The 15055-nt window shown below is 36.6% G+C and carries 10 protein-coding genes and 1 other annotated feature; of the genes, 1 reads left to right on the top strand and 9 read right to left on the bottom strand.

The genetic code is table 11. The annotated features are described in order from the left end of the window. Positions 1-80: 80 nt before the first annotated feature. The 8 genes from ACEE93_RS10135 to hutH form a co-directional block, all read right to left on the bottom strand. Positions 81-1367 carry an adenylosuccinate synthase gene (locus tag ACEE93_RS10135; protein ID WP_449154470.1) on the bottom strand — a complete coding sequence of 429 codons (1287 nt, stop codon included), beginning with the start codon at positions 1365-1367 and terminating at the stop codon, positions 81-83. Between the two features lie 277 nt (positions 1368-1644). After that, on the bottom strand, positions 1645-3045 hold the full coding sequence (gene dnaB, locus ACEE93_RS10140; protein ID WP_449154471.1) for a replicative DNA helicase: 1401 nt from the start codon (positions 3043-3045) through the stop codon (positions 1645-1647). Positions 3046-3217: 172 nt separating this feature from the next. Beyond that, positions 3218-3664, bottom strand: coding sequence for a 50S ribosomal protein L9 (gene rplI / locus ACEE93_RS10145; protein WP_449154472.1), 447 nt, complete (start codon positions 3662-3664; stop codon positions 3218-3220). Further along, complete coding sequence (locus ACEE93_RS10150) at positions 3661-5628, bottom strand: DHH family phosphoesterase (protein ID WP_449154473.1); 1968 nt, start codon at positions 5626-5628, stop codon at positions 3661-3663. The genes rplI and ACEE93_RS10150 overlap by 4 nt, the downstream gene beginning before the upstream one ends. Before the next feature lie 5 nt (positions 5629-5633). Beyond that, positions 5634-6566 carry a DUF2232 domain-containing protein gene (locus tag ACEE93_RS10155; RefSeq protein WP_449156553.1) on the bottom strand — a complete coding sequence of 311 codons (933 nt, stop codon included), beginning with the start codon at positions 6564-6566 and terminating at the stop codon, positions 5634-5636. 166 nt (positions 6567-6732) lie between these two features. After that, the gene (gene metX, locus ACEE93_RS10160; protein ID WP_449156554.1) at positions 6733-7695 is read right to left on the bottom strand and encodes a homoserine O-acetyltransferase MetX; all 963 of its coding nucleotides are present in this window, start codon (positions 7693-7695) and stop codon (positions 6733-6735) included. 488 nt (positions 7696-8183) lie between these two features. Continuing rightward, complete coding sequence (gene serS, locus ACEE93_RS10165; protein ID WP_449154476.1) at positions 8184-9464, bottom strand: serine--tRNA ligase; 1281 nt, start codon at positions 9462-9464, stop codon at positions 8184-8186. A gap of 98 nt (positions 9465-9562) precedes the next feature. Then, positions 9563-9754: a binding site (T-box leader), on the bottom strand. Between the two features lie 44 nt (positions 9755-9798). Further along, the gene (gene hutH / locus ACEE93_RS10170; protein WP_449154477.1) at positions 9799-11301 is read right to left on the bottom strand and encodes a histidine ammonia-lyase; all 1503 of its coding nucleotides are present in this window, start codon (positions 11299-11301) and stop codon (positions 9799-9801) included. 216 nt (positions 11302-11517) lie between these two features. On the opposite strand from hutH, the gene ACEE93_RS10175 reads away from it, so the two are divergent. Beyond that, positions 11518-12330: an NAD(P)H-hydrate dehydratase gene (locus ACEE93_RS10175; RefSeq protein ID WP_449156555.1), complete on the top strand. Its 813-nt coding sequence runs from the start codon at positions 11518-11520 to the stop codon at positions 12328-12330. 59 nt (positions 12331-12389) lie between these two features. Here ACEE93_RS10175 and gyrA read toward each other — a convergent pair whose 3' ends face one another. Continuing rightward, a complete protein-coding gene (gyrA, locus tag ACEE93_RS10180; protein WP_449154479.1) occupies positions 12390-15032 on the bottom strand; it encodes a DNA gyrase subunit A in 2643 nt (880 codons plus the stop codon). Positions 15033-15055: the final 23 nt, after the last annotated feature.

Here is a 15055-nt window from a genome sequence, read left to right on the forward strand (position 1 = left end):
AACCTTACTCAGAAAGTCGCTACTTTTTAACAGAGGGAAGACTAACGGTAGTATTGCGGTTAGTCTTCCCTCTTTTTATTTTAAACCCATAATTGTTCTACAATGTTTGTTTGATTACGGTCAGGACCTACTGAAAAGATTGAAATATGCACATTACATAATTCAGAGATGCGCTCTAAATAACGACGCGCATTATCTGGTAACTCATCCATAGAGCGTACGTTTGTAATGTCTTCAGTCCAACCTGGTAATGTTTCAAAGATTGGTTTACAACGTTTTAAGTCATTTAGATTAGCTGGATATTCCGTAATCTTTTGACCATCTAATTCGTAAGCAGTACAAATTTTTACTTCATCTAACCCTGTTAATACATCAATAGAGTTAATAGATAAATCTGTAATACCACTTACACGACGAGAATGACGTAATACAACTGAATCGAACCAACCTACTCGACGTGGACGTCCAGTTGTTGTACCGTATTCACGACCTACTTCACGGATATGATGACCATCTTCATCAAATAATTCTGTTGGGAATGGACCATCACCTACACGAGATGTATATGCTTTACATACACCTACGACTTTAGATACATTTGTTGGACCTACACCCGTACCTACTGTAACATTACCTGCTACTGGGTTACTTGAAGTGACGAAAGGATATGTACCATGATCGATATCAAGCATCACACCTTGTGCCCCTTCAAATAATACGCGTTCATCAGCTACAAACGCATCATCTAATACTTTCGCTGTGTCTGTAACATACTCTGCTAAACGTTGACCTGCTTCGTAGTATGTTTCAAAAATCTCATCAAATGATGGTGCAGGTTGATTGAACATACCTTTAAAGTAGTCATCTTTATATACTAAATTTTCTTTTAATCGTTGCTCAAAAACATCTTTATCTAATAAATCTGCCATGCGAATTCCGATTCTTTGTGCTTTATCAACGTATGCTGGACCAATACCTTTTTTAGTAGTACCAATCTTGTTATCACCACGACGCTCTTCTTCAAGTTCGTCTTGTTTTAAGTGATAAGGCAAGATAACATGGGCTCTATTTGAAATACGTAAGTTATCTGTAGAGATGCCACGTTCGTTTAATCCATCTAATTCTTTTAATAATGCAACTGGATCTACAACTACACCGTTACCAATTACAGCTAATTTATCTTTATAAAAAATGCCTGACGGTACAAGATGTAATTTGTATGTTTCACCATTAAATTTGATTGTGTGGCCTGCATTATTACCACCTGAAAAACGTGTAATCACATCTGCTTGTTCTGCTAAAAAGTCAGTAATCTTACCTTTTCCTTCGTCTCCCCATTGTGTCCCAACAACTACGATTGATGACATAAGAGCACCTCCAAGTTTTCTCAATTAACCACAAAGTATTGTACCAGTAGCTCCACCAGAATGCAAACTAAAAAACGAACATTGTATTTTTTTATTTTTAATTTCATTTTATGGCTATTGATATAGGATAAATCCCTTTATATCAACGAATACTTAAGATTTTGGTCTATTTTTTTAAAGATTAAATACATACTTAATATAACCTATTTTCTAAAAAACAACATAAAAACCGTACATTTATACTTAAAATAAATATAATGTACGGTTTTAACTTTTTTTAAACCATTTCTGCATGTGCATAATCAATGTCTGTAAATTTATTATATTGTTTCATGAAGTGTAGTTTCACGGTGCCTGTAGGGCCGTTACGTTGCTTAGCAATAATGATTTCGATTTCACCATTTTCATCATTCGTTTGCGGTTCAAATCCACCGTCATCATCGTCGTCTTCATCTTCGCCACGATTATAATAATCATCACGATATAAGAATGCGACAATATCAGCATCTTGCTCGATAGAACCTGATTCACGAATGTCACTCATCATTGGTCGTTTATCTTGACGTTGTTCTACACCACGAGAGAGCTGACTCAATGCGATCACAGGACACTCTAATTCACGCGCAATCGCTTTAAGCATTCTCGAAATCTCTGATACTTCTTGTTGACGGTTATCTGAAAAACGTGAGCCGCTTCCTTGAATTAATTGTAAATAGTCAATCACAATCATATCTAATCCATGTTCTTGCTTTAAACGACGACATTTAGAACGTATATCTGTAATACGAATACCAGGCGTATCATCAATGAAAATTTTAGTACGTGATAACTTCCCTACTGCAACTGTGAAACGATTCCAATCCTCTTCAGTCATCGTCCCAGTACGCAAACGGTTAGAATCCACATTACCTGAACTACAAATCATACGCGTCGCAAGTTGATCAGCACCCATCTCTAAAGAGAAAATACCGACAGTATATTCTTCGGCATGTGCAGCAACTTTTTGTGCAATATTTAAAGCGAAGGCAGTCTTACCGACAGACGGTCTAGCTGCTAAAATAATTAAATCATTTCGATTAAAGCCAGCTGTCATTTGATCTAAATCTCGATATCCAGTTGGAATGCCTGGCGTCTGACCACTATTTTGATCTAACTCTTCGGCATTTTCATATACATGGCCAAGTACGTCTTTAATGTCTTTAAAGCCATCACTTTCTCGTGTCGAAGAAATATCAAGAATACTGCGTTCAGCATCATTTAAGACAGTGTCTAAATCAAGTTCACTATTATAACCATCTTGCGCAATTTTATCTGCTGTATGAATTAACTTACGTTTAATGGCGTTTTTTAATACCACATCAGTGTAAAATTGAATATTTCGCGTTGTAGGTACATTTGAAGTAATTTGCGCTAAATACTCAGCGCCTCCAGATTCATTAATAACCCCATCTTGGGTGAGTTGTTCTAACAAAGAAACAATATCAATGGAATCGCCATCTTCATTTAATTCCATCATTGCTCGAAATATATGTTGGTGCGCAGTGCGGTAGAAAGATTCAGGTAATAGTATTTCTTGTGTAGACGACATTAATTCCGAATCTATAATAATAGCGCCTAATACAGATTGCTCTGCTTCTAAGCTATGTGGCATTTGATTGTTATCAAACATACCATCCATATTCATGCCCCCTCATCAATCCATTCACTCTATTTTAACATTTTCTACTTGCATGTATTAGTACAATTCATAGAAAACCATTTCAAAAAAAGATGGGGTTGGGACACCCTTGCGTCTCAACCCTCAACATACTCAAACTTCATTCAATAATGATATAAACGTTTAAAAACGATTATTTTTCAATTGTATGGACACGAATTGTACCTTCTACTTCTTTGTGTAACTTAATTGGTACATTTGTGTAACCTAAAGCATGAATACCATTTGGTAAATCCATTTTACGTTTGTCCAGTTTAATACCGTGTTGTTCATTTAAAGCTTCAGCAATTTGTTTTGTACTTACTGAACCAAATAATTTACCACCTTCACCTGATTTAGCTTTCACTTCTACTTCGATGTCTTTAAGTTTTTCTTTTAAAGCTTTAGCATCTTCAAGTTCTTGTTGTTGTTCTTTTTCGATTCTTTTATTTTTTTGTTCTAGTTGTTTTAAATTACCTTGTGTTGCTTCAACAGCATAGCCTTTTTTTAATAAGAAGTTTTTCGCATAGCCAACTGGCACGTCTTTAACTTCTCCTTGTTTACCTTTTCCTTTAACATCTTGTGTAAAAATTACCTTCATGTTTCGTCACTCCTATCTAGTTGTTCTTTTATAGCCTGTTGTAATTGTTCAATGGCTTCTTCTACGGTTACATTTTTAAGTTGTGTGGCTGCATTCGTTAGATGGCCACCACCACCTAATGCTTCCATGGTTAATTGAACATTAAATCCACCTAATGAACGGGCAGAGATGCCGACTAAATGGTCTTCTCTTCTTGCAACCACATAAGATGCTTCGATGCCATCTAAACTTAACAATTCATCTGCGGCTTGTGCAACTGTTACTGGATGATAAGACGTATCATCCTCGCCATGTGCAATCGCAATACCATGTTCTTGTAACTCAACTGTTCGAATCAACTCTGATCGACTGATATATGTCTCAATGTCATCTTTTAAGAAATGTTGCGTTAAGATCGTATCTGCACCATGCGCACGTAAATAACTTGCTGCATCAAACGTTCTTGAACCTGTTCGCAATGTGAAATTACGTGTATCTACAATAATACCCGCATACATTACTGTTGATTCTAAGCGTGTTAAACGTTGTTCAGTCGGTTGATATTCTAATAGTTCTGTTACCAACTCTGCAGTAGAGCTAGCATATGGTTCCATATAAACAAGTAATGGACTTGAAATAAATGATTCTCCACGACGGTGATGATCGATGACTACTTTGCGGTTAGCCTTGTTTAAAATATTTTCATCAATGACCATTTCCGGTTTATGCGTATCTACGACAACTAATGTGGTTTTAGAAGTCATCATATTCCAAGCATCATCTGATGTAATAAAACGCTCTTTAAGATCTGGTTTATAATCAATCTCATCCATTACACGACGTAATGTTGGATCAATATCTGAATCATTTAAAACAATATATGCATCCAGATTATTCATCATCGCAAATCGTGTCACACCAATGGCAGCACCAATCGCATCTAAATCAGGTCGTTTATGGCCCATTACAATGACACGATCACCTTCAAGTAAGATATCCTTTAATGCATGAGAAATAACACGGGCACGCACGCGAGTACGTTTTTCCATAGGGTCTGTTTTACCCCCATAAAAGCGCACATTACCATTCATATTTTTAATCGCCACTTGGTCACCGCCGCGTCCTAACGCTAAGTCTAATCCAGATTGTGATAATTCACCAAGATCGATTAAGTTTTCTGAGCCTTCACCGACACCAATACTCAATGTGAGTTGAGCACGATAGCCTACACTTTTTTCTCGCAATTGACTCAGAATATCAAATTTTGAAGCTTCTAATTCCTGAAGTATACGACGATTTAAATAGGCTACGAACTGATCTGAACTATATCGTTTAAAGTATACATTATGCTCTTGAGCCCAACGACTGATGACACGCGTCACCATTGAGTTAATCTCTGAACGTTGTGTATCGTTCATATTTTGCGTAATTTCATCGTAGTTATCAAGAAATAGTGTCGCAATAATAGGGTGTTGGTCATCATACGCTTTTTGAATTTCCGCTTCTTCTGTAACATCCAAAAAGTAGAGTATGTTTTCTTTTTTAGAGTATTTAACACGATACATATAAGTGCCATCTTGAATTTCAATTTCTTTAACCTTATCAAGTTGCTTTAAAATATTAGGGTATACTTCATTGATTGGATCAGATATCACATTACGCTCAATACGTTGTGACATAAAATTGTTTACCCATTCGATTTGGTTATTATCATCTAAAATAATTAAACCAATTGGCATCTCTTTAATCGCTGAATTTGTCCCCGTAGAAATTTTTCCACTGAGATCATCTATATATTCTTCATAACGATAAAATAATCGTCTAATGGCAAAGATACCTACAATTAATGTGACAAATAGAACAATCGCCGAAATAAAAGCAAACAATTTATTAAAGAAAAATGCTGCAACCACGATTAAAACTGCAATGACCGCTATTAATACAAATGGTAATACTAATGCTTTTTTCATTGAATGACGATTCATTTTTGTCACCTCTTATCATTTTTGATCATGCTTTTTAAGTTGAGTCCAAGATCAAGTAGTCCAATTAAACGTGTAAGTGGATAGAATAGGATACCTAGAATGACAAGTATAACCGATACAGCTTCTGGCATACGCTTCATCATCGCAAAGAAATGAATAAAACTTAACCCTTGGATAACGATGAGAAAGCCTAATACCAATTGAAAGTTCACACTAATACTATTCGTTGTTGTACCCGGTTCAGTCATAATCCCTACAAGCAAACTTAACGCATATATAATAAAAATTGAACGTTTCATTTGCCAAAAATATAAAGGTCTAAAAACAGGTGTTGCAATTTTAAAACGACGTAAAATTGGAAAGTTAATAAGTAAAGACACAAACATAAATAGTGCTACTGCGATAATAATAAAACCTGGCATCTGTATCGCAAGTTGTTCTACAGAGGCTTGAAGTACCTCTTGGGCTTGTGTGTCTAGATTTTGTATTTGAATTGTTTGATTGACTGCATTTTGATATGGAGCTAGCAACTCATTGGCATAAGGTATTCTTTGAACCGCCTGTAATATCATCATTGCAATTAAAATAAATAAACTCGTTACAAATGTTGATATGTAAAGAATACGCTCTTTTGAGGCACGCTTTTTTAGTAAATTACCGATAATCGCGCTAATCGCTAACACGATAATCATAAACGTCATTAAAAAAAGACTGCCAGTTAAAGTTGTAAGCACCATTGTAACCAATGCCATAATTCCAAATGATTGAACTGATTGATGCCATAAAATAATTCCAGGTAAAAACGCAAAAAATGCGAGAATAAAACCTAATACCGGCATAAAATACATTGCTAAAACGACAATGACTAAGGCAAGTATCCCTAATATCGTCGCTTTAGGCTTGATTTTTGAAAACAATAACGCCACATCCAAACTCATTGATAATATTATTTCTATTCTACAAGAATCGTAATACGAACACAATTGCATACGTCATACGATTAAAACACTTTGTTCTATGCAACATCTTCTACTTTTATCGTAACGTATAGGTAGAATGAAGATATATAAAATTATAACAAAATTAGGGTGTGAACGTCTAAGTTTAACGACGGAAACGTGAAACTTTTAGAAAATGATAAAGATATGGGGCCCAGTCGTTGAAATTTAATAAAAATCCATCATGTCCTACGTTATCTTCCACGAAAAAATGACGGTGATATTGAAATGTCTCTCCTAGAGCTTTAATTTGATCGTCTGGATATAATAAATCATCTTTAAAACCAAGGGTAAGCACTTTTGTATCCAATGATTGAAAGACAGAGTGCACATCTTGACGGCCACGATAGATGTTATGACTATCTAATACATCCAGTAAGGTCAAGTAACAATTAAGGTCAAAATAACGTTTAAATTTGTCCCCTTGATATTTTTGATAAGAGACCACTTCATCCGGTGTAAAACGCGCGTCATAGCTTTTAGAAGAGCGGTACGTTAAAAACCCTAATTGACGCGCAATACTCAAGCCCTCTTCCCCACCTAGGTGAATCGCTTGGCGGGCAATTTCATTAAAGGCTCGACTGTATGAAGAAGTTTGGGCAGTTGAGGCTAAAATTGCTGCCTTTTCTACTTTAAACTGTTGATTATAAAGCAGTTCTAATGCTTGCATTCCTCCTAAAGAGGCCCCAATAAGGACATCTATCTTGGTAAAACCTAAAGCCTTAAGCCCCAACTCTATGGCTTTCACGATATCTCTCATTGTAAGGTGTTCAGGAAAATTGGCATCGGTTGCTCGAGAACTTGAGCCAAATGGACTACCGATAACATTGAATGTTAAAAATTGATGGTCGTGAAGCGGTATATATCCCCCATCGATAATTTCTCGCCACCAACCTGGTTCTTCAGCAGTGCCATATGTTAAATGATTGCCTGTTAATGCATGACAAAAAAGGACAAGTGGTTGACCTTTATATCCTAAATACTCATAACGTAATGTTAAGTCATCAATTTGTTCACCAGATTCTGTTTTAAATGGCTCTAAATGCAATGTATCTACAATATAATTCATCTATGTCCCCTCCTCCTTAAAATGAAAGATTGGGACAAAGATTGTTGATTTTCTGAGAAACTGATTTAATGCGCTCTCAGAAATGGGTGCAAATCTTTAATCTGGTTATCCCAATCTTGTTATAGCATCTATGGCTTAGTATTCATCATCAATGTTGAATTTGTTTTCCATCCAGTAGAGTTAGACTCCCCTGCCCCTCTTAAAAATACATCACTTTATTTATTAATGATACTTCACAACGCGATACGTTGCAATCGTTATCAGAAAAAACTGATTATTGCATTCATATTAGACTTCCCTCACAGATACATCACTATACCGTACCTCTAAAAACGTTGATATAACAAAAGTTTTATCCCCTCCCCTACTTACACTATATTTTTAGATAGGGGGTCTAAATTAAGGCACATATAACCCTTTTATGTTAAAAATAAAAAGAGTACTAAAAGCGAATCATGCCTTTAGTACTCTATTATTAACGTATATTATTATTTAGGTTCAATCACTGTTTGACCACCCATAAATGGTACAAGTGCTTCAGGAATTGTAATAGAACCGTCTTCATTTTGATAGTTTTCTACAATAGCAGCAAATGTACGACCTACTGCTAATCCAGAACCGTTTAATGTGTGAACATATTCAGGTTTTGCATCTTTATCGCGTTTGAAACGGATATTCGCGCGGCGTGCTTGGAAGTCCACACAGTTTGAACAAGAGCTGATTTCTTTATAATCATTGTAACTTGGTAACCAAACTTCTAAATCGTATGTTTTACTTGCACCAAAGCCGATATCGCCAGTACATAAAATCACACGACGGTATGGTAAACCTAATTCTTCTAAAATGGCTTCAGCATTACCTGTCATTTCTTCTAATGCATCCCAAGAATCTTCAGGTTTTTCAATACGTACCATTTCCACTTTATCAAATTGGTGTAAACGGATTAAACCACGTGTATCGCGTCCTGCAGAACCCGCTTCACTTCTGAAACATGCTGATTGGCCTGTGAATTTTTCAGGTAAGACACCTGGTTGAATAATCTCTTCACGGTAGTAGTTTGTGAGTGGTACTTCTGCTGTTGGAATAGTGTACATGCCTTCTTTTTCTACTTTAAATAAGTCTTCTTCAAATTTTGGTAATTGACCAGTACCATACATTGCGTTTTTATTCACAAGTTGAGGAACCATCATTTCTGTATAACCGTGTTGTGTTGTATGTTTTGTAATCATGTAGTTCATTAACGCACGTTCTAATTTAGCACCTTCATTTGTTAGGAAGACGAAACGCGCACCAGATACGCGTGCTGCACGGTCAAAGTTTGCCATTTTTAAGTCTTCTACAAGATCCCAATGTGCTTTTGCGTCAAATTCGAAATCACGAGGTGTACCCCATTTTTTAAGTTCAACGTTTTCATCATCATCTGCACCTTGAGGTACATCGTCATGAATAAGGTTTGGAATACGTGATAATTGATCTGTTAACGCATCTTCCGTTTCTTTTAATACAGCATCAATTTCTTTAATTTTTTCGCCAACTTTACGTTGTTCTTGAATAGCATCGTCTGCATTTTCTTGATTACGTTTCTTTTCAGCAATTTCTTGAGATGCTTGATTACGTTTTGATTTTAAATCTTCTGTTTGTTGAATTAAATCTCTACGTTTCTCATCAAGTTGAAGTACTTTATCAACAACTTCTGGATCATCTCCGCGTAACGCGATTTTTTCTTTCACTTTTTCAGGGTCATTTCTAAATAATTTAATGTCTAACATGTCACAACTTCCTTTCAATTTTTATCTATTGATTATAGACGTACCAACCTCACGATTACGCTTAATATGATTAAAACGTAAAAAAAACACGCCCCTACACAAGGGACGTGGTCTACGTGTTGCCACCCTATTTAACAGACAATTGTCTGCACTCTAACAAAGTTAACGGTTTGACCCGAATTGTTATCCATCGTGGGTAGATTTCATATAGATCTATTTGTTTGTTCACACCAACCACAAACTCTCTGTAAATGTCACTATATTACTTAGTCCACAAACAATTGATTATCTGAATTTAACTTAAATATATCAGAAAAATTTTAAAAATTCAAGTTTAATTTGTATATGCTTCATTACGTAAATATTTTGCCACATTTTCAATATCAAAATGAAATTGTCTATCTTTGTCGATAGTAGGCACTACTTCACGTAATGCATCGTATTTTTGACGAGTTGCTTTAGATAATTGATCAATACCTTTTAATTCAACTGCTTGTAATGCAATAATCGCTTCTATCGCTAAAACACGACGAACATTTTCCAATATTTGATAACCATGTCTAGATGCAATAGTACCCATTGAAACATGATCTTCTTGATTGGCAGAAGATGGGATAGAATCCACACTTGCGGGATGTGCTAATGTTTTATTTTCTGACACAAGACTTGCAGCAGCATATTGCATAATCATTGCGCCACTTTGTAAACCAGGTTCTGGACTTAAAAAGGCAGGTAAGCCACCGTTTAATTGAGGATTCACTAAACGCTCTAAACGACGTTCTGAAACGTTCGCTAATTCACTCAATCCAATTTTTAAAAAGTCGAGTGCAAATGCGATAGGTTGACCGTGAAAGTTCCCACCTGAAATTACAAGTGTTTCATCATCTTGATCAAATATAAGTGGATTATCATTAGCAGCATTCATTTCACACTCTAATTTTTCACGTACATAATCGAACACTTGAAAGCTTGCGCCATGAATTTGTGGAATACAGCGCAATGTATAAGGATCTTGTACACGAATTTCCCCCTGACGCGTTGTTAATTTTGATCCTTCAAGCCAGTCTAACATCCGTCTTGCTACATCTATTTGTTCTTTAAACTGACGGGCTTTATGTACTGATTCATGATAAGCGTCAATGATGCCATTTAACGCTTGATGCGTTAGCGCTGCAATCCATTCTGCTTGATAGCCAATACTTTCCGCTTCTATGTAATTCACAACCCCTTGTGCGGTCATGGCTTGTGTTCCGTTAATTAATGCAAGGCCTTCTTTAGCTTGTAATTGTAAAGGCTCTCGCTGTAATTGTGCTAAGACGTCCGAGCTGTCTAATTGTTGTCCTTGATAATACACTTGTCCTTCACCAATTAAAGCAAGTGCTAAATGGGAGAGAGGAGCTAGATCCCCAGAAGCGCCAAGTGAGCCTTGTTGTGGAATCACAGGAATAATACGTTGATTAATAAAAAAGATCAATTGAGAGATTAACGTCATCGTGACGCCTGAATGACCTTTTAATAGCGTGTTTAATCGTAAAATCATCATAATAAGGGCAACGTCTTCTGAGAACGGTTCGCCCATCCCACATGCATGGGAACGAATTAAATTCTTTTGCAATTGGTCATATTGATTTGAATCAATACGCACATCACTAAATAACCCAAAACCAGTGGTAATACCGTAAATTGTTTCTTTATTATCGATAATCCGTTCCACAGTCGCTCTACTCTGTTGAACACGAGCTTGAGCGTCGTCTGAAATTTCTATTGTCTCTTGCTTTATTAAAAATTGACGTATATCTTCAATTTTTAACTGTTCTCCAGTAAGTACTAATGTCATATCTCTATCCCCTTACGTTTAAATTATCTCATCCTTTGTCTCTATTTCAGTATAGTGTGACCGTTTCAGTTAAACAATAGTTCTAGGCATATCCGTAACACGGTAGCGTATTACTTATTTAATTGATTAAAACGTTATATTTTTGCTATTGACGAAAGTGAATTCCAGGTATAATATATCTTGTTGTAATAACGGAAGGAAGATAGGAGGGGTTTGATGCAGACATTATCAACTGTAAACATACCTAAACGTAAACAAGAAACGCATAAAGGGGATTATGGCCGTATTCTATTAATTGGCGGTAATGCGAACCTTGGCGGGGCAATTATGTTAGCGGCGCGTGCGTGTGTATATAGTGGCAGTGGTTTATTAACTGTGGCGACACATCCTACGAATCACGTGGCACTTCACTCACGTTGTCCTGAAGCGATGGTTATTGATATTAACGATACTAAAAAGTTAACGAAACAAATTGAAGCTTCTGATTGTATCTTAATTGGACCTGGATTAGGCTTAGACTTTAAAGGGAATAACGCGATGACGTTTTTACTACAAAACATTCAACCACATCATACATTGATTGTGGATGGAGATGCGATTTCCATTGTCAGTAAGTTGAAGCCTCAAAATCCAAAATGTCATGTCATTTATACTCCTCATCAAAAAGAATGGGAACGCTTAAGCGGTATTCCAATTGAAGAACAAACTTATGAACGTAATCGAGAAGCAGCCGACCATCTTGATGCGACTGTCGTCTTAAAAAAACATGGCACTGAAATATTTTTTAAAGAAGATGAATATAAATTAAAAATTGGTAGTCCTGCGATGGCTACTGGTGGTATGGGAGACACACTAGCTGGAATGATTACAAGCTTTGTGGGGCAATTTGATGACGCTGTTGATGCTGTCACAAGTGCTACTTACACACACAGTTATATCGGTGAAAAACTCTCAAAAGATATGTATGTTGTGCCACCATCTAAAATTATTGATGAAATCCCATACGCTATGAAACAACTTGAATCTTAACGATAAAAAGCGCTACGAAGCATACACAATGTTGCTTCATAGCGCTTTATTTTTTAACTTTAATCCTCTTGATTTTCCTGATCTTCCGCTTCAATATCTTCATTCACACGATCCATAAAATCATCTCTCAATGTTTCACGTGAATCATTTTGTGATGCCTCTGTTTCCTCTGTAGTTGAAGATTGGTCTAATGTGGCTCCTTCATCATTTTGGACATCAGCGTCTTCATTTTGCGATGTTTCGTCTAAATCGATATCATCAGGTTCTTTTTTAACTTTAGCAACCGTAGCTACTAATTGATCTTCATCAAGTTTGATTAAACGGACCCCTTGCGTCATACGGCCTGTTGTCGAAATATCTTGAACTTCCATACGGATGATGACACCGTGATTGGTAACAACCATGACATCTTCGTCACCTTCAACCGTTGTAATGCACACAAGGTCACCATTACGTTCAGAAAGTTTGGCTGTTTTAACACCCATACCTCCGCGATTAGATAAGCGATAAGCATCGATTGGTGTGCGTTTACCATAGCCTTTTTCAGTGACGACTAAGATTTCATCTGTATTGTCGTCATCAGCTACACCTAAACCAATAACTTTATCCTCATCACGTAATCTAATACCTTTAACACCAGCAGCAAGGCGACTCATGGAACGGACGTCTGTTTCTTTAAAACGGATCAATGACGCATGTGCCGTACCAATAAGTATATGTTTATGACCATCCGTTAGACGGACGGCTACTAATTCATCATCTTCACGGAACTTAATCGCAATTTTTCCGTTTCGATTAATACGCGTAAAATTGCTCAACGCAGAACGTTTAATTAGTCCGTTTTTTGTCACGAATACTAAGAAATCGTCTTCTGAGTCTAAATCTTTTACCGCAATCATAGTACTGATTGTTTCGTCTTGATCGAGATCGATAGCATTGACTACTGGGATACCTTTAGACTGCCGGGAGAGTTCTGGCACTTCATATCCTTTTAATGTGTAGACACGACCTTTATTCGTAAAGAATAAAACATGGTGGTGTGTGCTCGTCGTTACTAATTGACTCACAAAGTCATCTTCTAACGTGTTCATGCCTTGAATACCACGTCCACCGCGATGTTGTGAACGGTATGTTGAAACAGGTAAGCGTTTAATGTAATTATTATGGCTTAACGTAATCACGATTTGTTCTTCAGGGATAAGGTCTTCATCTTCAAGATGATCAATACCACCTAATTGAATTTCAGTACGACGTTCGTCACCATATTTCTCTTTAATATCAATTAATTCTTCACGTACAAGATTAAGTAGCTTTTCTTCATCTGCTAAAATCGCTTCTAATTCTGCAATATAAGCTACTAATTCGTTGTATTCTTTTTCAATCTTATCTCGTTCTAAACCTGTTAGACGACGTAAGCGCATGTCTAAAATCGCTTGTGCTTGACGTTCTGATAACTCAAAACGTGATTGTAAGCTTTCCATTGCGATTTTATCCGTTTCAGATTCACGAATAATCGTAATGATTTCATCAATATGGTCTAACGCTACACGTAGTCCTTCTAAGATATGAGCGCGGTCTTTTGCTTTACGTAAATTATAAGCTGTACGGCGTCTAACCACTTCTTTTTGATGCTCAAGATAATGATAGAGTGCTTGTTTTAAATTAATTAATTGTGGCTTACCATTTACAAGCGCAATCATATTAACACCAAATGACGTTTGTAACGGTGTTTGTTTATAAAGATTATTTAAAATGACACTTGCATTGGCGTCTTTTCGTACATCAATTACGATACGTACGCCTGTACGTAAACTTGTTTCATCACGTAAGTCCGTAATACCATCAATTTTCTTTTCACGTACTAATTCAGCAATTTTTTCGATCATTCTCGCTTTATTGACTTGGAATGGAATTTCAGTGACTACAATACGTTCACGACCGCCACCACGTGATTGAATGTCTGCTTTAGCACGCATAACAATTGACCCACGGCCTGTTTCATAAGCACGTCTTATACCACTTTTTCCTAATACTAAGCCTGCAGTAGGAAAGTCTGGCCCTTTAATATCTTCCAAAAGTTCAGTCACTGTAATATCTGGATTATAACTTAAGCTTAAGACACCATCTATGACTTCTGACATATTATGAGGTGGGATGTTTGTAGCCATCCCAACCGCAATACCTGCTGCACCATTCACAAGTAAATTTGGAAAACGAGAAGGTAATACAATTGGCTCACGTTCGTTACCATCGTAGTTATCAATAAAATCAATCGTATCTTTATTGATATCGCGTAATAACTCAAGCGCAATTTTAGTCATACGTGCTTCTGTATAACGCATTGCTGCTGCGCCATCGCCATCCATAGAGCCAAAGTTACCTTGGCCATCTACAAGCGGATAACGATAACTGAATTCTTGAGCCATACGTACCATTGCTTCATAGATAGATGAGTCGCCATGTGGGTGATATTTACCCATGACATCCCCGACAATACGCGCGGATTTTTTATAAGGTTTATCTGGCGTCATACCTTGTTCATTCAAACCGTATAAAATACGACGATGAACAGGCTTTAAACCATCTCTGACATCAGGTAATGCACGAGAGACGATAACACTCATAGCATAATCCAAAAACGATTCTCGCATTTCTTTGCTGATATTTCGTTCATTTATTCTTGATTGAGGTATTTCAGCCATCAAGAGGTCCTCCTTCTACTGTT

The sequence above is a fragment of the Staphylococcus sp. 11262D007BW genome (assembly GCF_053547815.1).